This window comes from Rhizobium sp. BK538, from assembly GCF_014197575.1.
GTDB lineage: Bacteria > Pseudomonadota > Alphaproteobacteria > Rhizobiales > Rhizobiaceae > Rhizobium.
Window position 1 is genome coordinate 153,421 of sequence record NZ_JACIFT010000006.1, and the last position, 18,105, is coordinate 171,525.

The following is an 18,105-nucleotide window of genomic DNA, read 5'->3' on the forward strand; positions in this document are numbered from 1 at the left end:
TTCTGCGCACAAAAGCCCGAGCGCTCTACCGGCTCACATGAAGCGTCGCGAAACCATCTCGACACATTGCAGGCTTCCAGCTTTTCGATCGCAGGATGTTTCTGGATCGGATCAGGATGTGCTAGAGGTTGTGCGAGCGTCGAGGGACGCAACATGTCCAACTTATTGCTGAGGGAGCTTTCCTTATTGGGGCACCGCTGCCCGATCATCACGGCGGACCATGAGGATTATGATCGCTATCGCAAAGTATGGAATGGTGTCGCCGATCGGCGGCCTGCGGCGATCGTCCGCCCGCAGAGTGTGGATGACGTCCAGAAGGCCGTGCACGCAGCTGCTGCATCTCGCGCCCTGCTTGCGGTGCGCGGCGGCGGCCACAGTCTTCCGGGATTCTCAACCTGCGATGCGGGACTTGTTCTCGATCTGTCGGAGCTAACCGCGATCGCCATCGATCGAGATACGCGCACGATCGAGGTAGGCGGCGGGGCACTCCTTGGCGATCTCGATCGCGCGACAGTTCCTGAAGGTTGCCTGGCGTGATCTCGCATACAGGTGTGGTAGGTCTGACCCCGGGGTGGAGGCATGGGATGGGCCAGCAGGAGATACGGCCTTACCATCGACAGCTTGCTGGGCGCGGAAATCGCGACCGCGGCTGGAGGCATCATTTGGACAAGCGCAACGTCCGACCCTGAACTCTTCTGGAGCATCCGCGGCGGCGGTGGAAACTTTGGCGTCGTTACACGATTTAAGTTCAGCATGCATCCGCTTGGTTCCATCGTCGTCGGCCAATGGAACTATCCTGCGGGCGACATGAGGCAAGCCCTACAGGCGCTGCTCGACCGAGCGTCGTTTCCGACCGACCGCCAAGGAGGCCTCGCTAAACAAAAGCAAGTTGGTGGCAGATCTACTGAACGTTTTTTTCGCGTTCGATCGCACGCCAGCCGATATCGCGGCGGCAGAAGCCGTTGTCCCAATCGACCTTATCGAGCAGCGCGTAGGCGCGCGTCTGCGCCTCGCCGACCGTCTTGCCCGTGGCAGTGACGTTGAGCACCCGCCCGCCGGTTGCAACCAGCGCACCGTCCTTCAGCGCCGTACCGGCATGAAACACCTTGACGCTCTCGCCCGCGTCCGGGATATGGCGGATCGGCGTGTTCTTATCGTAGGAGCCCGGATAGCCCTTCGATGCCATCACGACAGTCAGGGCCGGATCGTCCGTCCATTCGGCGGACACCTGATCGAGCGTGCCATTGGCGGTGGCAAACAGGAGCGGCAGAAGATCGCTCTTCAGTCGCATCATCAGCACCTGGCATTCGGGATCGCCGAAGCGGACATTGTATTCGATGAGCTCGGGACCCTTGGCGGTTATCATCAGGCCGGCGAAGAAGACGCCGGAGAAGGGATAGCCGCTTTCGGCCATGCCGCGCATGGTTGGTTCGATGATTTCCTTCATCGTGCGTTCGACCATGTCGGCCGTCATCACGGGTGCCGGCGAATAGGCGCCCATGCCGCCGGTGTTCGGGCCGGTGTCACCCTCGCCTACCCGCTTGTGATCCTGGGCGGTTGCGAGCGGCAGGACGTGCTTGCCGTCACAGAGGCAGAAGAAGCTCGCTTCCTCACCATCAAGATAGGCTTCGATGACGACCTCGGCACCCGCCGCACCGAAGGCACCCTCGAAGCAGTCGTCGACGGCGGCGAGCGCTTCATCGACGGTCATGGCGACGGTCACGCCCTTGCCGGCAGCAAGGCCATCGGCCTTGACGACGATTGGGGCGCCCTGCTCGCGGATATAGGCCTTGGCCTTCGGCGCATTGTTGAAGCGCCGATAGGCACCGGTAGGGATGTCGTAGCGGGCGCAGATATCCTTGGTGAAGCCCTTCGAGCCCTCGAGCTGAGCCGCGGCCGCCGACGGGCCGAAGACGGGAAAGCCTTCGGCGCGCAGCTTGTCGGCTATGCCCGCCACGAGCGGTGCTTCCGGGCCGACGACGACGAAATCGATCGCCTTGCCCTTGCAGAAGGCAATGACGGCATCATGGTCGTCGACATCGACGGCAACCATTGTCGCGTGCTCGGCAATGCCCGGATTGCCCGGAGCGGCGTAGAAGTCCGTCATGGCAGGCGATTGCGCCAGCTTCCAGGCCAATGCGTGCTCGCGTCCGCCCGATCCGATCAACAGAACCTTCATGCCCGTCCCTTTCACGTTTCCGTCTGGCGGTTAAGGGGAGAGCGCCGAAAGGTCAAGCAGGAATGCTTGAGCAAGAAGCCTTACCAGCCGCCGCCACCACCACCGCCACCGCCGCCACCGGAGAAGCCGCCCGAGGAACCGCCGCCGGAAAAACCGGAGGACGAACTGGAGGGCGGTGCCGGGATCGTGGAAGCAATCGTCGAGGCCATCGATGAGGAGAAGCCGCCGATGCGATCGGAGAAATTGCCACTGCCGAAATTGCCGGAATACCAGGATGGGGCGTAGGCGGCCGCGGCTACTCCCGCTGCTGCCGCGGCAAGCCAGGTCTCGAAGGCGCGCGACCAGGGCTTTTCGACGCCGAGCGCGACAGCATAGGGCAAGAGCTTCTCGAAATGCTGCGGCGACATCTCGGGCGCCCCCGCCATGTTCATGCGGTCCTTCTCAGCCAGCGTCATGTACTGACGCAGGCCGTCGATACCATCCATCAGCTTGGCCCCGAGCGGGGTCGGCGCACCCATGATGAAGACGTAGAGGAGGTTCAGCAGGATGACGCCGCCGATGGCAAACAGCATCGGCGTCTCGTGGAGTTCGACCAGCGACGAGAACAGCGCCAAGGCCAGAGACGACACGATGCTGAAGCCGACAAAGGTGGCGATACCGATGGCGATCACGGACATGATCTTCGCGCCGAGCGACCTGCCGGGGCGGAACGACTTGGCAAAGCCGGCAACGAAGACGGAAATAAAGACGACAACGACGATCGGAATGATCATCAAAGCGATGGTCTCCGGCTCCAGCGTGCCAAAGACGAAGAGGGCCACCAACGAGGCGGCGCTGAGTGCGATACCGCCCGTCGTGTAGCCGGTATTCGCGTTGTAGTATTTGCCGCGGTGCTCGCGCTCAATGGCGGCCCGGAAACTGTCCCCCGCCGACTTCACCTTCGTTCCGTTGGCCTCGTCAATCGTCAGGGAGCCCTTGGCGCCGACGGCATTCAGCAGGCTCGTTTCGCCGGCCTCAAGCTTCTCCTTACCGACCGGCTTGTCGGTGCGGCGGATGATGATCGCGTTCTTGAGGTCTTCCAGTACCACATAGCCGCGCACCGCCAGATTGAGGGCCGTGGCCGACAGCGCCGTCCAGCCCTGCCCGGAGAAACCGCGATTGTCGATATAGTTCACCAGTGCCGGCGAGATGCCGTCGGGCGGGTCCCAGCGCGGCACCAGCACGCCGCGGGCCGGATCGCGGCCGACCTTCAGCCAAGAACGCGTATAGTAGAGGAAGACGAGGAGAAGGCCACCGAAGCCGAGGAAGTAGTCGCGGTTGTCGCTCAGCCACCAGCGCCGTGTGTCGTCGGCGCTCGGCGGATCGATCGAGCCCTTCGGCATCTTGACGGCAATCGTCAGCCCTTCGCCTGCATTGAGCGGCCGGGTCGTCGAAAACAGCAGTCGGCCGCCGCCCCCGGAAACGCTTGCATTCCTGTCCGTCGCCCCCCGCGGGCCAGTGAAAAAAGCAGTGTCGGTCGCGCTGACGCCGTCAGGAAGGTTGACCGTCGCCGTCGCCGTCAGGATCGGGAAGATCCAGCCGTTGCCGGTAACATTCCAGTAGAGCTCATCGTGATTGTCGAAGTAGCGGATCTGGCGATTGGTGCGGTAGGTGAAGACGTATTCGTGGCGGCCATAGCTGACTGTGACGTCTTCCGAGCCGGCATAGATGCGGATACCGCCACTGATGGACTCGGTATGCCAAGGCTCGTCGCGACCATCGCGCTTGACCGAGATAACGTCGAAGTCGACGCGGCGGAGGCGGCCTTCTTCATCCTGATAGGTCAGCGGAAAATCGCGAAAGATGCCGCGCCGGATACGATTGCCTTCGGCATTGACGGTGATCGTCTCCGTCACCGTCATCGCCCCGCTCTTCTCAAGCGCGATGTTTGACGCGAAAGCGTTAATCACCTCCGCAGCGATGGCGCCACGCGCCGCAAGCATCAGAAACAGAACGAAGCAGAGGCCGGAAAGCCGTCGGATCATCATACCCCTCGCCTGCGGCGTCCCGGCCGCGTCAGATAGTGTCAGCCCTCGTCGGCATAGGTCACACCAAGCCGTGCCAGCGTCCGCCAGTAGGCAGGGAAGGTTTTGCCAACGCAGTCCGGATCAAGGATCGTGATGCCGGCGATCTTTAGGCCGGCGAGCGCAAAGCTCATGGCGATGCGGTGATCGGCGAAGGTGTCGATGTTGGCCGGCAGGCGCTGTCCGGCGAGATCCGGATCGGACTGGACGATCAGGTCATCGCCTTCCTCGCGCGCCAGATCCTGACGGATCTGCGTGAGGCCCGTCGAGACCGCTCGAATGCGATCGCATTCCTTGACGCGCAGATTGGCGATGCCGACGAAACGAACCGGCGTCTCGTTGAAAGCCGCAAGAACGGCAAGGGTCGGAACCGCATCCTGCATCTGCGAACCGTCGATGACGGCCGGAAGATGCGGGAACTTGGCGATCAGGTCATAGGCCTTCGCATCCGGCTGCGTGAACGCGCCGTTCGCAACGCCGAGGTCGATCTTGCCTGACGTCAGCACTTCCGCCGCCCAGAGGTAGGTCGCGGCCGAGGCGTCCGGCTCGACCACAAAGTCGGCCGCGGTGTAGCCGGTCGGCTCGACGCGCCAGGTCACCGGGCTGGTCTTCTCGACCTTGGCGCCAAAGGTGCGCATCGCCGCCGTCGTCAGATCGATGTAGCCGAGCGCGCCGATATCCTCGCCAAGTAACTCGATCGTCACCGGCTTGTCGCCGCCGGCGGCCATCATCAGGAGCGCCGAGACATACTGGCTCGACAGGCCTCCATCGATCTGGATGCGGCTCGCTTCGAAACGGCCGGTGCCCTTGACGGTAACGGGCGGGCAGCCGGTTTCGGTCGATGCTTCGATGCCAAGCGAACGCAGCGCATCGACGAGCGGGCCGATCGGGCGCTTGCGCATGTGTTGGTCACCATCGACGACAACCGTGCCATCCACCAGGGCGGCAGCGGCCGTCAGGAAGCGCGTCGCCGTTCCGGCGTTGCCGAGGAAGAGCGGCACCTGTGGCGGCAGCAGCTTGCCGCTGCCCGTGACGACGAAGCTCGTGTCATCCGGCTCCTCGATGATCACGCCCATGCCGCGGAGAGCGTCGGCCATATAGCGGGTGTCATCGCTCTTCAAAGCGCCGGTCAGGCGGCTGGTACCCTTGGCGAGACCTGCCAGAAGCAGCGCGCGGTTGGTGATCGACTTCGAGCCGGGGGGGACGGCGCGGCCTGTCAGCGGCTTGTCCGGTGGGATGATGGTGAGCTTCTCTTTACTCATAACCTTGTCTTTTCCGTCTTTGCGCGAAGGCCGTTTCCAGCCACGATCATGCCCTGCTCATAGCAGCTTTTACGCAAAGGCAAATGGCGGATGTCAGAACTTTACCGTCGGAATGGCGCGATCCGCTTCGTTGGTGATCTCGAAATACTCGCGCTTCTGGAAACCGAACTGGCCGGCGACCAGATTGGACGGGAAGCTCTCGACCTTGACGTTCAGATCACGAGCCGCGCCATTGTAGTAGCGGCGGGCCATCTGGATTTCGCTTTCCATCGTCTCGAGCGAGGTCTGCAGCTCGCGGAAATTCTCGTTCGCCTTCAGGTCGGGATAGGCTTCGGCGAGAGCCAACACACGGCCGAGCGCCTGGCCAAGCAGGCCTTCCGCCTGGGCGCGACCGGCGACATCGCCTGCTGGAACTGATTGGGCCTTGTTGCGGAGGGCAACGACCTCTTCGAGCGTCGTCTTCTCGTGCGCGGCATAGCCCTTGACCGTCTCGATGAGATTGGGGATCAGGTCGGCGCGGCGCTTCAGCTGCACATCAATGCCGGACCAGGCTTCCTCAGACATCTGCCGTGCGCGAACGAGGCCGTTGTAAATGAAGACGGCATAAAGCGCGGCCAGAACGACAAGGCCAAGAATAATATACATCACGAATCCCCCGCAACGACCGAAAGTATGCCGGGAGACTATGCGCGTTACCGCAGATTGTCATCCCGCATTTCCGGTCTCTTCGGGACAATCAAAGACAAGGGTAGCGAAAAATCACGATACCGTCGCGCCGGCCGACGTCCCAATTTTCATCTTGCACGGTTGAAACAAACGTGCCCGAGAAACTTGCGACGAGGATCATTCAGACCATGGCGCAGTACTTTTCCTCCTCAACATGCTGGCCATCGCTTCGTACTTCTTTGTCCAGAAAATGGCGCGCCCGGTGGAGCGCCGTGTCGAGGCCAGAAGCGACGATCGCCACTGACTGCCGCCCTTCAAGCGGCAGTTTTCGCCAGATTCACCCCACCTGCATCCGTCATTAGGAAGGCCTCGCCGCAGGCCTTGGCGAGCGTCCGTACGCGCAGAATGTAGCTCTGACGCTCGGTAACCGAGATCACACCGCGGGCATCCAACAGATTGAAGACATGGCTTGCCTTGATGCACTGGTCGTAGGCCGGGAAGACGCACTTGTGCAGCTTCTGGTTATCGCTGTCGCCCGGCGCGCCGGCCGCGAGGAGCGCCTGGCATTCCTTCTCGGCGTCGATGAAGTGCCGGTGCAGCATTTCCGTGTTGGCGTACTCAAAATTGTGGCGGGAATATTCCTGCTCCGCCTGTAGGAAGACGTCGCCGTAACTGATCTTCTCGTCGCCCTCGCGACCGTTGAAGTTCAGGTCGTAGACATTGTCGACGCCCTGGACGTACATCGCAAGGCGCTCAAGGCCGTAGGTCAACTCGCCCGAGACAGGCGAGCATTCGATGCCGCAGACCTGCTGGAAATAAGTGAACTGCGACACTTCCATGCCGTCGCACCAGCACTCCCAGCCAAGACCCCAGGCGCCGAGCGTCGGGCTTTCCCAGTCATCCTCGACGAAACGGATGTCATGCAGCAGCGGATCGAGGCCGATCGCCGCGAGCGAGCCGAGATAGAGCTCCTGCAGGTTCGGCGGGTTCGGCTTCAGGAGGACCTGATACTGGTAATAGTGCTGCAGGCGGTTCGGGTTCTCGCCATAGCGGCCGTCCGACGGGCGGCGCGACGGTTGCACGTAGGCAGCTTTCCATGGCTTGGGGCCGAGCGCACGTAGCGTCGTTGCCGGGTGGAACGTACCGGCGCCAACTTCCATGTCGTAGGGCTGCAGCACCGCACAACCCTTGTCCGCCCAATAATTGTGAAGCGTGAGGATCAGCGCCTGGAACGAGCGCTTCGGGTTCATGTGGTCGGGGATTGCTGCAGACATGGAACGGCTTCCGAATTCGTACAAAAGTGCGCGGACAGGTGCCACGACGCGCCAGATGGGTCAAGGCTTTTGCGGCTCTACTCGTCCTCGTCCTTTTTCAGATGGTATTCGCCCGTAACCGGATCCTTGACAAGTGTGCCGATGGCACCCGTCTGGCGCTCCTTCTCGGCACGGCGGGATCGCTCGGCGAGCCGCTTTGCATCAGCAATGAAGCGACGGTAGAGAAGCCAGGCGCCAACCACCAGCACGACAATGATTATCAGTTGCGGCATGATGCCAGCCTTTTAATCCCTCACAGCCCGTATCGACTCCACAATGCCTTCTCCTCGGCGGCCTCGACAAGTCCGATCGCGAGACCGGATCCGGCACCTTCCAAGTTGGCTGACGATATACCGGGAATGCGCCTTCCGAAAAGACCGCGCGCAGGCATCACCAGCTCGAGTTTGGTTTTGGCCCCATAGCGGCGCTTCAATTCCTGGCGCATGTCGCCGAGGCCGTCGATCAGGCCGAGTTCGAGGCCGCGCGTGCCCGTCCAGAAGAGCCCGGAGAACACCACATCGTCGTTCTTCAGTTTGCCGGCACGTCGTTCGCGAACCATGGAGATGAAGACCTGATGGATCTCCAGCTGCAGGGTCTTCAGGTATTCGATATCCTTTTCCTTCTCGGGCTGGAATGGATCAAGGATCACCTTGTTTTCCCCCGCAGTATAGACGCGGCGTTCCACCCCGATCTTCTTCAGCAGCTCCGGGAAACCGAAGCCACCGGAGACGACGCCGATCGAGCCGACGATGGAAGTGGGGTCGGCAATGATTTCGTCGCCAGCAAGCGCGATCATGTAGCCACCGGATGCCGCAACATCTTCTATGAAGACAAGAACCTTCTTCTGCTTTTCACGTGCGAGTTCGCGGATGCGGGTAAAGACGAGCCGCGATTGCACCGGGGAGCCACCCGGCGAATTGAGCGAGATCGCAACCGCCGGCGCATCCTTGAAGGTAAAGGCCTTCTCCAGGACCTGCGCCGCAGCGGCGAGATTGAGAGTGGGCCGGAACTGGCTTCCGCCGCTCATGATCGGGCCGTGAAGTCGAACCACGGGGATCACCACACCTTCCTTGCGGAAACGCTTCGGCAGCAACCTCTTCAAAAATCCGGCCATTTTCCATCCTTTGCGGCGACATCAGCAAACGTCTTCCATGTATGCAACGGAGCGACAAACGCAATGGTCGCTGCAGAAAACATCTCCCATTCACAAATCTTATTGCGAATGACTTGCATTATCATTCCAATCAGACATACTGCTCTTACTGGTAAAAAGGGCGAAATTGCATGGACATCGTAAATACGAACACAAAGGCCGGCTGGCGACACGAGCGCGAAGAGGCATCGCTTTCCGATGTCTACCGCTCAATCCAGACGCAGAAACATGGGACGCGCTGGCGGCGCATTGCCGCGTTCCTCGGGCCCGGCTACATGGTGGCCGTCGGCTATATGGATCCCGGCAACTGGGCGACTTCGCTCGCCGGCGGTTCGAAGTTCGGCTATGCGCTGCTGACCGTCGCCCTCCTGTCCAACCTGATGGCGATCGTCTTGCAGTCGCTCTGCGCGCGCCTCGCCATCGCGTCCGGCCGCGACCTTGCACAGGCCTGCCGTGACGCCTACCCGAAGTACGTCTCCATTCCGCTGTGGGCGTTTGCCGAAATCGCCATCATCGCGACCGACATCGCCGAAGTGATCGGCACGGCGATCGGCCTCAATCTGCTCTTCGGCATCCCGCTTGAGCTCGGCGTGCTTATCACGTCGCTCGACGTGTTCCTCATCCTCTATCTGCAGAAGATCGGCTTCCGCTGGGTGGAAGCTTTCGTGATCGCCCTGCTCGCCATCATCGCCGTGTGCTTTGGCGTGCAGATCTTCCTTGCCGACCCGGAATGGGGTGCGGTGATCCGGGGCTTCTTCCCGACGACCGAGATCGTTTCCAACCCTGAGATGCTCTATCTCGCGCTCGGCATTCTCGGCGCCACCGTGATGCCGCACAATCTCTACCTGCACTCGGGCATCGTCCAGACCCGCGCTTACGGCCACACGGTGCCGGAAAAGCGCCAAGCGCTGACCTACGCGACGATCGACTCGACCATAGCGCTCTGCTTTGCGCTCCTGATCAATGCATCGATCCTGATCCTTGCGGCGGCTGCCTTCCATGCGAACGGCAAGACGGACGTCGTGGAATTGGGCGAGGCATCTTCGTTGCTCGCACCGTTGCTTGGCCTGGCAATCGCTCCAACACTCTTCGGCATCGCACTCCTGTGCTGCGGCCTGAACTCGACGGTTACGGCAACGCTTGCCGGCCAGATCGTCATGGAAGGCTTCCTGAAGATCCGGCTTCAACCGTGGGTTCGTCGCCTGATCACACGTGCGATCGCCATTGTTCCGGCCGCCTTCGTCACGATCTGGTATGGCGACAAGGGTACGGCGGAACTGCTGATCCTGACCCAGGTCGTGCTCAGCCTGCAGCTTTCCTTCGCCGTCTTCCCGCTCGTGATGTTTACGGCGAGCAAGGCGAAGATGGGCGCGCTGGTCGCCCCGCGCTGGCTAAGCGCAATCGCCTATGTGATTGCAGTCCTGATTGCCGGTCTCAATGTCAAGCTGCTGTTCGACTTTGTCACCGGCTAGCGCCTGGCATAGGCCGCCCGGCCATTGTTGAGATCGTCAACGAAGGGGGAGAATTTATGCGTCCCCTCCTCGTGCATGATGAGTGGCGCGCGCAGCGAAAGCCGCGCGCGCGACCCTTTTATGGCCGTGACGAGGATACGCACGGCGTTCTCGCCCTCGCGCGGATGGATCGCGGTGACTTCGATGCCGCCGAAACGGCGTCCGCAGGCATCGATGATTTCCGCAATCGATTCCGGCCGCGCGATCAGGGACAATTGCCCGCCGGGGATCATGATCGCCCCGGCCGTCCGCACCCAGCTTTCGAACGTTCCTTCCGTCATCGCGTGTGCCTCCGCCTTCAAGGCATCGGGTGTGCGGCGATCGCCCGCATCGTTGAACGGCGGGTTCATGATGACGTGATGAAAGCTCTCGTCGGGGAGACCGGCTTCGTTGCGCGCCTTCGCCCTTAGCGTCACATCCGCCTCGACGACGGAAACGCGGCCCGCCAGATAGGCATTTTCAGGCAGGAGGACGCTGCGGCGCGCATAGTCGGCCATCTCGGCGGAGCGCTCGAAGAGCACGACTTCGGCGGCCGGCAGCCGCGACGCGACGGCCAAGCCGGCGGCACCTGCGCCGGCACCGAGATCCGCGACCTTGATCGGACGGTCGTCGGCCACAAGCGCAGCTAGCAGCATTGCATCCATGCCGGAGCGATGCCCCCTGCCCTTCGGCTGTACCACATGGAACAGCCCCCGATGAAAAGCGTCGATCGTCTCGGCAACATCTCCCGTCATCTCAGGCTCACTTGGGAGCGCGCAGTTCGTCGCCGAGCCCGGCATCCGCGAGGATCCGCCGTGCCCGATCTGCCTCCTCGTCATCGACAAGCAGCCGGCGCTGCAACATGTCCAGCGACCCTTCCAGAACGCTCATGCCTTGATCGGCGATGAAGCAGTGGATCCCCGCATCCTTCAGCAGGCTCTCCGCGTAGGAGAGCAACACGGGATCATTGGCGCGAATAAGTTCATGCATTTGCCGGAAAATCCCTTTCAAATTTGCGCGACGCGACAATTCACCCCTTGCCGCGCCAATCGCCCCTTTCTATTGTCCAACTCAATAATTTAACAGGAGTCCGGGTCGTTGGGCGTGGTCATACCGCTTGAAGAAAGCAAAAACAAACTGGCATCCGTCAAGCCGCTGGTCGATTTGACTAAGGCGGACATGCAACGGGTGAACCAGCTTATCCTCTCCAAGGCCGGTTCCGATGTCCAGATGATCCCGGAGGTGGCCAACCATCTCATCTCGTCCGGCGGCAAGCGTCTCCGTCCGATGCTGACTTTGGCGTCGGCCGCGCTGTTCGGCTACAAGGGCGAGAACCACATCAAGCTTGCGACATCAGTCGAGTTCATGCACACCGCGACGCTGCTGCATGACGATGTGGTTGACGAGAGCGACCTTCGCCGCGGAAAGTCCACCGCCCGGATGATCTGGGGCAACCAGGCGAGCGTGCTCGTCGGCGACTTCCTGCTCGGCCAGGCGTTCCGCATGATGGTCGATGTCGGCTCGCTCGATGCGCTCGATGTGCTCTCCTCGGCGGCTTGCGTGATCGCCGAAGGAGAAGTGCTGCAGCTCTCCGTCGCTAAGAACATGGAAACGACCGAGGACGACTACCTCGCAGTCATCCGCGCGAAGACCGCGGCGTTATTTGCCGCCGCCGCGGAAGTCGGCCCGATCGTCGCCGATGCCGGCAAATCCGGCCGCAACGCGCTGAAGTCCTACGGCATGAATCTCGGCCTAGCCTTCCAGCTCGTCGACGACGCGCTGGACTACGGTGGCAAGGCAGCCGATCTCGGCAAGAATGTCGGCGACGACTTCCGCGAGGGCAAGATCACGCTCCCGGTGATCCTCGCCTATCGCCGCGGCACCGAGGAAGAGCGCGCTTTCTGGCGACAGGCCATTGAAGGCGGCGAGAGCAGCGACCAGAACCTCGAAAGGGCGCTTGGCCTGATTGCCAAGTACGGCACGCTGAACGACACCATTGCCCGGGCGGTTCACTACGGCACGATTGCACGCGATGCGCTCGCGCCGCTTCCCGAGACGGCATGGAAGTCGGCCCTGATGGAAGTCATCGACTTCTGCATTGAGCGCGTCAATTAATCGACGGTCACTGATCGCGGGCTGAATTTATTGCAGGGCCGCTTCAAAAAAGCCATCCTGTTGTGAGTCAGTCATTTCAACTGATTTTGCAGTCGGACGAGGCCGGCTGCCCGACAAGAGAGGTTTTCTAATGCGGCAAAAACTTGCCTTCCGTCTTCTTTCGAGCGCAGCCATGGCAGCGGTCCTATCGCTGGCAGCGCTCGGCGGCGTGAATGCCGAAGAGACGGCCAAGAAGGACGATGCCGCCACGGTGATCTTCGATCCGGATAGCGTCACGAGCTTCTCCGGCGCATTTTTGGCTGCCCGGACGGCCGATGTCGATCACGATTACGAGACGGCGATTGAGCTCTACAAGAAGGCGTTGCAGATCGAGCCGGGAAATCCGGAGATTCGCCAGCGACTGATGATCTCGCTACTTCTGAACGGCGACATCAAGGATGGCGTGAAATATGCCAACGACCTGAAAGGCGACCCGACGGTCGAGCGCATCACGACCATCGTGCGCAGCATGGATGCCATTCGCCGCGGCGAGTACAAGACAGCTGAATCACTTCTGAAATATACCGGCCCGAACGATCTCGACCGGATGATGAACGATCTGCTCGCTGCCTGGGCTCGTGTCGGCGCCGGCCGTGGCAAGGATGCGCTCGCCATGGTTCAGAAGATGAAGGGGCCGGATTGGGTCGGCATCTTCAAATCCTACAATGCCGGCGCGATCGCGATTGTGAACGGCGACGTAAGGGCGGCTCGCCAGAACCTCAACGACGCCGTGCTCGACAGGGACGGCGGCGCGACGGCTCCCGATACCTTCATGCGCGCCGTCATGGCTCTCGCTCGACTGGAAGCCTCGCAGGGCAACAAGCAAAAGGCACTCGACGCGATCTCCGTCGGCGACAACCTGCTGCCGAACTACGCGCCGCTGAACGCATTGCGCCAGAGCATCGAAAAGGGCGAGAAGCAGGAGCAGCAGATTCAGACCGCCAAACAGGGCGCTGCGGGCGTGCTGTTCTCCATCGGGGGCGCGCTGAACCGCGATGGCGCCGAGGATATTGTCTCGCTCTACCTGCAGACAGCCAAGACGCTGGATCCGGATAGCGCCGATACACTCGTCATGCTCGGCGGCATTGCCGAGAAGCAGGAGCAGATGGACCGCGCGATTGCGCTCTACAAGCAGGTGCCGGAGACCTCGCCGATGCGCCGCATCTCCGAGCTGCAGCTCGGTCTTGCCCTTGCGCAGGGCGGCAAGGTGGAAGAAGCGCGCAAGCACCTTCAAAGCCTGATCGCCTCTGATCCAAAAGACGTTCGCAGCTACCTCGCCTACGGCAGTGTGCTGTCGGATGCGAAGGATTACGCCGCCATGGCCGACAACTACGACAAGGCCGTCGAAGTCCTCGGCCCGCTGCCGGGCAAGGGCGCATGGACGGTCTTCTTCCAGCGTGGCATTGCCTATGAGCGCCTGAAGAAATGGGACCAGGCCGAGCCGAATTTCCGCAAGGCGCTGGAACTCAACCCCGACCAGCCACAGGTTCTGAACTACCTTGGCTACTCCTGGATCGACATGAACCGGAACCTCGATGAGGGGCTGGGGATGATCAAGAAGGCGGTCGATCTGCGTCCGGATGACGGCTATATCATCGACTCTCTGGGTTGGGCCTATTTCCGGCTGAACCGCTTCGACGATGCGGTGGAGGAGCTGGAGAAGGCAGCGCAGATCAAGGCCGGCGATGCGACGATCAACGACCATCTGGGCGATGCCTACTGGCGTGTCGGCCGCAAGCTCGAAGCTGTCTACCAGTGGAACCGCGCTCTCGGCTCTGAGCCTGAGGCTTCCGAGATCCCGAAGATCAAGGAAAAGATCGCCAACGGCTTGCCGCAGGATACGGACAACTCCAAGGCCGCCGACAAGAAGCAGCCGGATCCGGCCCCGGTCGAACCGAAGCCCACGGACAAGAAGTCCTGATAGGCGATGCCTGCGACGAGGTTGCGCGATGACGTAGCTGTCATCGAGGACGCTCCGGCAAAAATCAATCTGGCCCTGCATGTGACGGGCCAGAGGTCCGACGGCTACCATCTGCTCGATATGCTGGTGACCTTCACCCGGCTTGGCGACCGCTTGGAATTTAGGCCGGCGGAGGACGACGAGTTCGCGATCTCAGGGCACTTCGCCGAGGCGCTCGTCGACGACCGCGACGACAATCTTGTCCTGAAGGCGCGGGACATTCTGCGCGACACGATCACTTGCGAGGGTGGCTTTGCTCCCGCGGTTCGCATCCATCTCCAGAAGAACCTGCCGATTGCATCCGGAATCGGCGGCGGATCGGCCGATGCGGCAGCGACGCTTCGCGGTCTGATGCGGCTCTGGAACGTCTCGTTTTCGAATGCGACCATCGAGGCGATCGCCGTCCGGCTCGGTGCCGACGTGCCCATGTGCCTGGCGAGCAGACCACTGATCGCGCGCGGCATTGGCGAAGAGATCACGCCTGTCGACAACATGCCGGCCTTTGCCATGATACTGGCAAACCCGTTGAAAGGCGTATCGACGCCCGAGGTTTTCCGGAAGCTGGCGATCAAGACCAATCCGGCACTCGACATGACACCCCGTTCCACCTGGGTCGAGACGATAGGCTCGATGCGCAATGACCTTGAGCCGGTCGCTCGGGACCTGCTGCCCGAAATTACCGAGATCTCGGCGATGCTCAAGAAGCAAGGCGCTTCCCTTGTTCGCATGTCTGGTTCGGGCGCGACCTGCTACGGCATCTTCGATACGCTTGCAGCGGCTGAGGACGCGGTCGCAGCGCTTCACAGCGAGCGACCGGACTGGTATTTCGAAGCAACGGAAACGATCGCTGGAGGGCATGATGCCAAGACTGGATGAAACGCGTTCCTTCATCCCTGTCGGCATTGCCGTGCTGACGGTCTCGGACACACGGACGCTCGCCGATGACCGTTCCGGCGATACGTTGGTTTCCAGGATCACGGAGGCGGGTCACCGGTTGGTCGACCGCGCGATCGTCCCCGACGACCGACAGGCAATCGCTTCGCGTGTGAAGGCCTGGACCGAGCGCGACGATATCGACGTCGTGATCACCACCGGCGGAACAGGCTTTACCGGCCGCGACGTTACGCCGGATGCGCTGGAACCGCTTTTCGAGAAGAAGATGGATGGCTTTTCGGAGGTGTTCCACCGTATCTCCTACGACAAGATCGGCACGTCGACGATTCAATCACGCGCCACGGCGGGAGTTGCCAACGCGACCTTTATCTTCGCGCTGCCCGGCTCGCCCGGCGCCTGCAAGGATGCCTGGGACGGCATCCTGAAAGCCCAGCTCGACTACCGCCACTTGCCCTGTAATTTCGTGGAGATCATGCCGCGCCTCGATGAGCATCTGAAGCGCGGCGGGGGCAAGTAACGGACTGCTTCGGCAGAAAAATGCAAACCTGCAGCGCTATGTCCCAATGCCCGGAAGAGTAGGCATCGTCTCCCAGCTATCACCCGACAGCAGGATGCAGCTTACGCCGCGAACATCCGTGATGAGCAGCGTCCACGTGCCGCTCTGCGCGGCATAGACCTCAAGCATGGCGTTCTGGTTGACCAATCCGACTGCCGTCAGTTTTTCGGCAAAGTTCTTGTCGAGGAAATTAACGACCTCGGATCGGCCTGCGCAACTGCGCATCATCTGCGATGCTGCCGAATGCGGATGCGCGATCATCGATGTCGCCAATATGACGGCCGACAACAGGCCGCGGATCATATTGCGTTTCATGACGCACCTCCTTTTGCCGGAAACCGGCAGAAGAGGAGACTTCCGCTGACCTGTTCTGCCGTCTAACGGCATTCCATGGTCGACCGTCACGAAGCGAGGCGCTCGGGCGGCGCCATGCAGGAATTATAGCGCAAAATTGTATCGGGCGCCATCTTTTGCGGAGAGGTCGAAGGACCAGCACGCGTTTGCTATCGGGCGGCGCGCGCGACCCATGATGGAATCAGTTCGCTGGAAAGCTTGCGCAGCTTCTGCCCTTTCGCGAATTCGGAAAGGCGCATACCGCTTCTTGCCGTGGCCATCGCCTGCTTCTTGGGAAGGAGAAGTCCAAGCTCGAGCGGCGACGAGGCACGGCCGATGCGCTGCAGGAAGGGCCGTCGATATCCCCGCGAGGCAGTGAAGCGCGCCGGCAACTTGTTTAGCGCCATGTACTCGGCAATCTCGTCGATCCAGCCCGTCTGTGGCCGCGCTCCCGGCTCGACGAAAAGCAGCCACTCGCCCCGCGCCGAGCGCACTATATCCTTGATATCCCATTGCGAATGAAACCGGCAGCCGGCGGCATCGGCCACCCTTGAGGTCCCATCCCTTGAGTCGTGGTCAAGCACTACGACATCGCTGACGAGCCCCTCCACCGCGCCTGCAACCAACACCGATAACGTCTGCGCCAGTTCAGGTTCCTGATCCCGGCATTCGAGTACAACAGTCAACATTGCCTATTCATAGAGCGCCGCACAAAAATTTGCCAGCGGCACTTTCCTCATTTTGTTCTTGCATTGTTCTCATTTTGCCGATAGGAATTTAATCATCAAAACGGATGGAAGCAACGCTTCCGCCAGCGGAGAATCCGATGAACGAGCAGCCCCTTGCAGGGCAGGCCGCATTCGCGCCTGCCAATACGGCAGATATTGCCGATGCGATGATCGTATCTGCCGGCCTGCGGATCGATGTCGACCGCCGCCGGGGACGCGCAGCCGGACTCAATCCGAGCGGGCGCTTCGAGCCGTTGCGCCGTGAGACTTTCGACGACGGCTGGCAGAACCTTGAGGACCTACCTCCCTTCAAGACCGAGGTTCAGATCGAAAAGCCCCGTACGGCCATCACCCGCAATGAATCGCCGGACATTCCCTTCGACCGCTCGATCAATCCCTATCGTGGCTGTGAGCATGGCTGCATCTACTGCTTCGCGCGGCCGACGCATGCCTATATGGGGCTTTCGGCCGGCCTCGACTTCGAAGCAAAGCTCTTTGCCAAACCGGATGCGGCGAAGCTTCTGGAGCGCGAATTGGCGAAGCCCGGCTATAAGCCGCGCGTGATCGCGATCGGCACCAACACCGATCCCTACCAGCCAATCGAGAAGGAATGGCGCATCATGCGGCAGATCCTCGAGGTGCTTGAGAAGGCGAACCATCCGGTTTCGATCGTAACCAAGTCGGCAATGATCATGCGCGACATCGACATTCTCTCGGCGATGGCGGAGAGGAACCTTGTCCGTGTTTCGCTGTCGGTGACGACGCTCGACCGAAAGCTGGCGCGAACCATGGAGCCGCGCGCCTCGACGCCGACGCGTCGGCTGGAGGCCATCCGCGCGCTCTCCGAGGCAGGTATCCAGACATCGGTGATGGCTGCCCCGATGATTCCGGCGCTCAACGATCATGAACTGGAGCGCATTCTGGACTCGGCTCACGCCGCTGGCGCTGCGGAAGCGGGTTATGTGATCCTGCGCCTGCCGCTCGAAGTGTCACCGCTGTTTCGCGACTGGCTGCTGCAAAATTATCCTGACCGCTACCGCCACGTCATGTCGCTGGTTCGCTCGATGCGCGGCGGCAAGGATTACGACGCCGAGTTCGGCAAGCGAATGAAAGGTGCTGGACCCTATGCCTGGCAGATTGCGCGCCGCTTTGAAATGGCGACGAAACGGCTCGGTATGACCCGACGCAGCATGCCACTGCGGGACGACCTGTTCGTTCCGCCCGATGGCAGCGGCGTTCAACTCTCGCTGCTTTGATGTTTGAGTTTCGCGGATGGTCGCCCTGCCCTTCCGCGCTCAAGTCCCCGGCCCGCCGCCCTGATCCGGGGACTTGCAGGAAATCGGGTTGGCGTGCG

General features: G+C 61.4%; 18 protein-coding genes. 7 read left to right on the top strand and 11 right to left on the bottom strand.

The window, feature by feature from the left end; all coding sequences use genetic code 11:
* Positions 1-153 precede the first annotated feature (153 nt).
* Entirely contained in the window at positions 154-537 is a 384-nt protein-coding gene (locus FHX09_RS29450) for an FAD-dependent oxidoreductase (RefSeq protein ID WP_183718922.1), read from the top strand.
* Positions 538-901: 364 nt separating this feature from the next.
* Here FHX09_RS29450 and purD read toward each other — a convergent pair whose 3' ends face one another.
* The 7 genes from purD to FHX09_RS09420 form a co-directional block, all read right to left on the bottom strand.
* On the bottom strand, positions 902-2,179 hold the full coding sequence (purD, locus tag FHX09_RS09390) for a phosphoribosylamine--glycine ligase (protein ID WP_132588434.1): 1,278 nt from the start codon (positions 2,177-2,179) through the stop codon (positions 902-904).
* A gap of 80 nt (positions 2,180-2,259) precedes the next feature.
* On the bottom strand, positions 2,260-4,203 hold the full coding sequence (locus FHX09_RS09395) for a DUF2207 domain-containing protein (protein ID WP_183718946.1): 1,944 nt from the start codon (positions 4,201-4,203) through the stop codon (positions 2,260-2,262).
* 41 nt (positions 4,204-4,244) lie between these two features.
* Entirely contained in the window at positions 4,245-5,504 is a 1,260-nt protein-coding gene (gene aroA, locus FHX09_RS09400; RefSeq protein ID WP_184449820.1) for a 3-phosphoshikimate 1-carboxyvinyltransferase, read from the bottom strand.
* Between the two features lie 93 nt (positions 5,505-5,597).
* Entirely contained in the window at positions 5,598-6,149 is a 552-nt protein-coding gene (locus FHX09_RS09405; RefSeq protein ID WP_184449822.1) for a LemA family protein, read from the bottom strand.
* Between the two features lie 335 nt (positions 6,150-6,484).
* Positions 6,485-7,444 (bottom strand): glycine--tRNA ligase subunit alpha, encoded by a 960-nt coding sequence (locus tag FHX09_RS09410; RefSeq protein WP_007789131.1) that lies wholly within the window; start codon positions 7,442-7,444, stop codon positions 6,485-6,487.
* A gap of 77 nt (positions 7,445-7,521) precedes the next feature.
* On the bottom strand, positions 7,522-7,716 hold the full coding sequence (locus tag FHX09_RS09415; RefSeq protein WP_007789132.1) for a membrane protein: 195 nt from the start codon (positions 7,714-7,716) through the stop codon (positions 7,522-7,524).
* A gap of 20 nt (positions 7,717-7,736) precedes the next feature.
* Positions 7,737-8,597, bottom strand: coding sequence for a S49 family peptidase (locus FHX09_RS09420; protein WP_132588432.1), 861 nt, complete (start codon positions 8,595-8,597; stop codon positions 7,737-7,739).
* Between the two features lie 170 nt (positions 8,598-8,767).
* Here FHX09_RS09420 and FHX09_RS09425 point away from each other — a divergent pair, with 170 nt between their 5' ends.
* Positions 8,768-10,108: an Nramp family divalent metal transporter gene (locus FHX09_RS09425; RefSeq protein ID WP_007789134.1), complete on the top strand. Its 1,341-nt coding sequence runs from the start codon at positions 8,768-8,770 to the stop codon at positions 10,106-10,108.
* Here the strand turns inward: FHX09_RS09425 and FHX09_RS09430 are convergent.
* The gene (locus FHX09_RS09430) at positions 10,105-10,881 is read right to left on the bottom strand and encodes a methyltransferase (protein ID WP_037081866.1); all 777 of its coding nucleotides are present in this window, start codon (positions 10,879-10,881) and stop codon (positions 10,105-10,107) included. The two genes, FHX09_RS09425 and FHX09_RS09430, sit on opposite strands and share 4 nt — an antisense overlap.
* A 7-nt stretch (positions 10,882-10,888) precedes the next feature.
* Positions 10,889-11,116 carry a DUF2007 domain-containing protein gene (locus FHX09_RS09435; RefSeq protein ID WP_007789138.1) on the bottom strand — a complete coding sequence of 76 codons (228 nt, stop codon included), beginning with the start codon at positions 11,114-11,116 and terminating at the stop codon, positions 10,889-10,891.
* Positions 11,117-11,224: 108 nt separating this feature from the next.
* On the opposite strand from FHX09_RS09435, the gene FHX09_RS09440 reads away from it, so the two are divergent.
* From FHX09_RS09440 to moaB, 4 genes are all read left to right on the top strand, one after another.
* The gene (locus tag FHX09_RS09440; RefSeq protein WP_007789141.1) at positions 11,225-12,241 is read left to right on the top strand and encodes a polyprenyl synthetase family protein; all 1,017 of its coding nucleotides are present in this window, start codon (positions 11,225-11,227) and stop codon (positions 12,239-12,241) included.
* Between the two features lie 130 nt (positions 12,242-12,371).
* On the top strand, positions 12,372-14,201 hold the full coding sequence (locus tag FHX09_RS09445; RefSeq protein WP_007789144.1) for a tetratricopeptide repeat protein: 1,830 nt from the start codon (positions 12,372-12,374) through the stop codon (positions 14,199-14,201).
* A gap of 6 nt (positions 14,202-14,207) precedes the next feature.
* On the top strand, positions 14,208-15,116 hold the full coding sequence (locus FHX09_RS09450) for a 4-(cytidine 5'-diphospho)-2-C-methyl-D-erythritol kinase (RefSeq protein ID WP_132588431.1): 909 nt from the start codon (positions 14,208-14,210) through the stop codon (positions 15,114-15,116).
* Positions 15,100-15,651 (top strand): molybdenum cofactor biosynthesis protein B, encoded by a 552-nt coding sequence (gene moaB, locus FHX09_RS09455; protein ID WP_007789150.1) that lies wholly within the window; start codon positions 15,100-15,102, stop codon positions 15,649-15,651. The genes FHX09_RS09450 and moaB overlap by 17 nt, the downstream gene beginning before the upstream one ends.
* A gap of 36 nt (positions 15,652-15,687) precedes the next feature.
* On the opposite strand, the gene FHX09_RS09460 is transcribed toward moaB, so the two are convergent.
* Complete coding sequence (locus FHX09_RS09460) at positions 15,688-16,005, bottom strand: hypothetical protein (protein ID WP_007789152.1); 318 nt, start codon at positions 16,003-16,005, stop codon at positions 15,688-15,690.
* 188 nt (positions 16,006-16,193) lie between these two features.
* Positions 16,194-16,712, bottom strand: coding sequence for a glycosyl transferase (locus FHX09_RS09465; RefSeq protein ID WP_007789153.1), 519 nt, complete (start codon positions 16,710-16,712; stop codon positions 16,194-16,196).
* A gap of 137 nt (positions 16,713-16,849) precedes the next feature.
* Between FHX09_RS09465 and FHX09_RS09470 the strand changes: the two genes are divergently transcribed.
* Positions 16,850-18,007 (top strand): PA0069 family radical SAM protein, encoded by a 1,158-nt coding sequence (locus FHX09_RS09470; protein ID WP_007789154.1) that lies wholly within the window; start codon positions 16,850-16,852, stop codon positions 18,005-18,007.
* Positions 18,008-18,105 lie beyond the last annotated feature (98 nt).

Coding starts and splice junctions, on each gene's coding strand:
- FHX09_RS29450 (WP_183718922.1), top strand. CDS start 154: ATGTCCAACTTATTGCTGAGGGAGCTTTCCTTATTGGGGCACCGCTGC.
- purD (WP_132588434.1), bottom strand. CDS start 2,179: ATGAAGGTTCTGTTGATCGGATCGGGCGGACGCGAGCACGCATTGGCC.
- FHX09_RS09395 (WP_183718946.1), bottom strand. CDS start 4,203: ATGATCCGACGGCTTTCCGGCCTCTGCTTCGTTCTGTTTCTGATGCTT.
- aroA (WP_184449820.1), bottom strand. CDS start 5,504: ATGAGTAAAGAGAAGCTCACCATCATCCCACCGGACAAGCCGCTGACA.
- FHX09_RS09405 (WP_184449822.1), bottom strand. CDS start 6,149: ATGTATATTATTCTTGGCCTTGTCGTTCTGGCCGCGCTTTATGCCGTC.
- FHX09_RS09410 (WP_007789131.1), bottom strand. CDS start 7,444: ATGTCTGCAGCAATCCCCGACCACATGAACCCGAAGCGCTCGTTCCAG.
- FHX09_RS09415 (WP_007789132.1), bottom strand. CDS start 7,716: ATGCCGCAACTGATAATCATTGTCGTGCTGGTGGTTGGCGCCTGGCTT.
- FHX09_RS09420 (WP_132588432.1), bottom strand. CDS start 8,597: ATGGCCGGATTTTTGAAGAGGTTGCTGCCGAAGCGTTTCCGCAAGGAA.
- FHX09_RS09425 (WP_007789134.1), top strand. CDS start 8,768: ATGGACATCGTAAATACGAACACAAAGGCCGGCTGGCGACACGAGCGC.
- FHX09_RS09430 (WP_037081866.1), bottom strand. CDS start 10,881: ATGACGGGAGATGTTGCCGAGACGATCGACGCTTTTCATCGGGGGCTG.
- FHX09_RS09435 (WP_007789138.1), bottom strand. CDS start 11,116: ATGCATGAACTTATTCGCGCCAATGATCCCGTGTTGCTCTCCTACGCG.
- FHX09_RS09445 (WP_007789144.1), top strand. CDS start 12,372: ATGCGGCAAAAACTTGCCTTCCGTCTTCTTTCGAGCGCAGCCATGGCA.
- FHX09_RS09450 (WP_132588431.1), top strand. CDS start 14,208: ATGCCTGCGACGAGGTTGCGCGATGACGTAGCTGTCATCGAGGACGCT.
- moaB (WP_007789150.1), top strand. CDS start 15,100: ATGCCAAGACTGGATGAAACGCGTTCCTTCATCCCTGTCGGCATTGCC.
- FHX09_RS09460 (WP_007789152.1), bottom strand. CDS start 16,005: ATGAAACGCAATATGATCCGCGGCCTGTTGTCGGCCGTCATATTGGCG.
- FHX09_RS09465 (WP_007789153.1), bottom strand. CDS start 16,712: ATGTTGACTGTTGTACTCGAATGCCGGGATCAGGAACCTGAACTGGCG.
- FHX09_RS09470 (WP_007789154.1), top strand. CDS start 16,850: ATGAACGAGCAGCCCCTTGCAGGGCAGGCCGCATTCGCGCCTGCCAAT.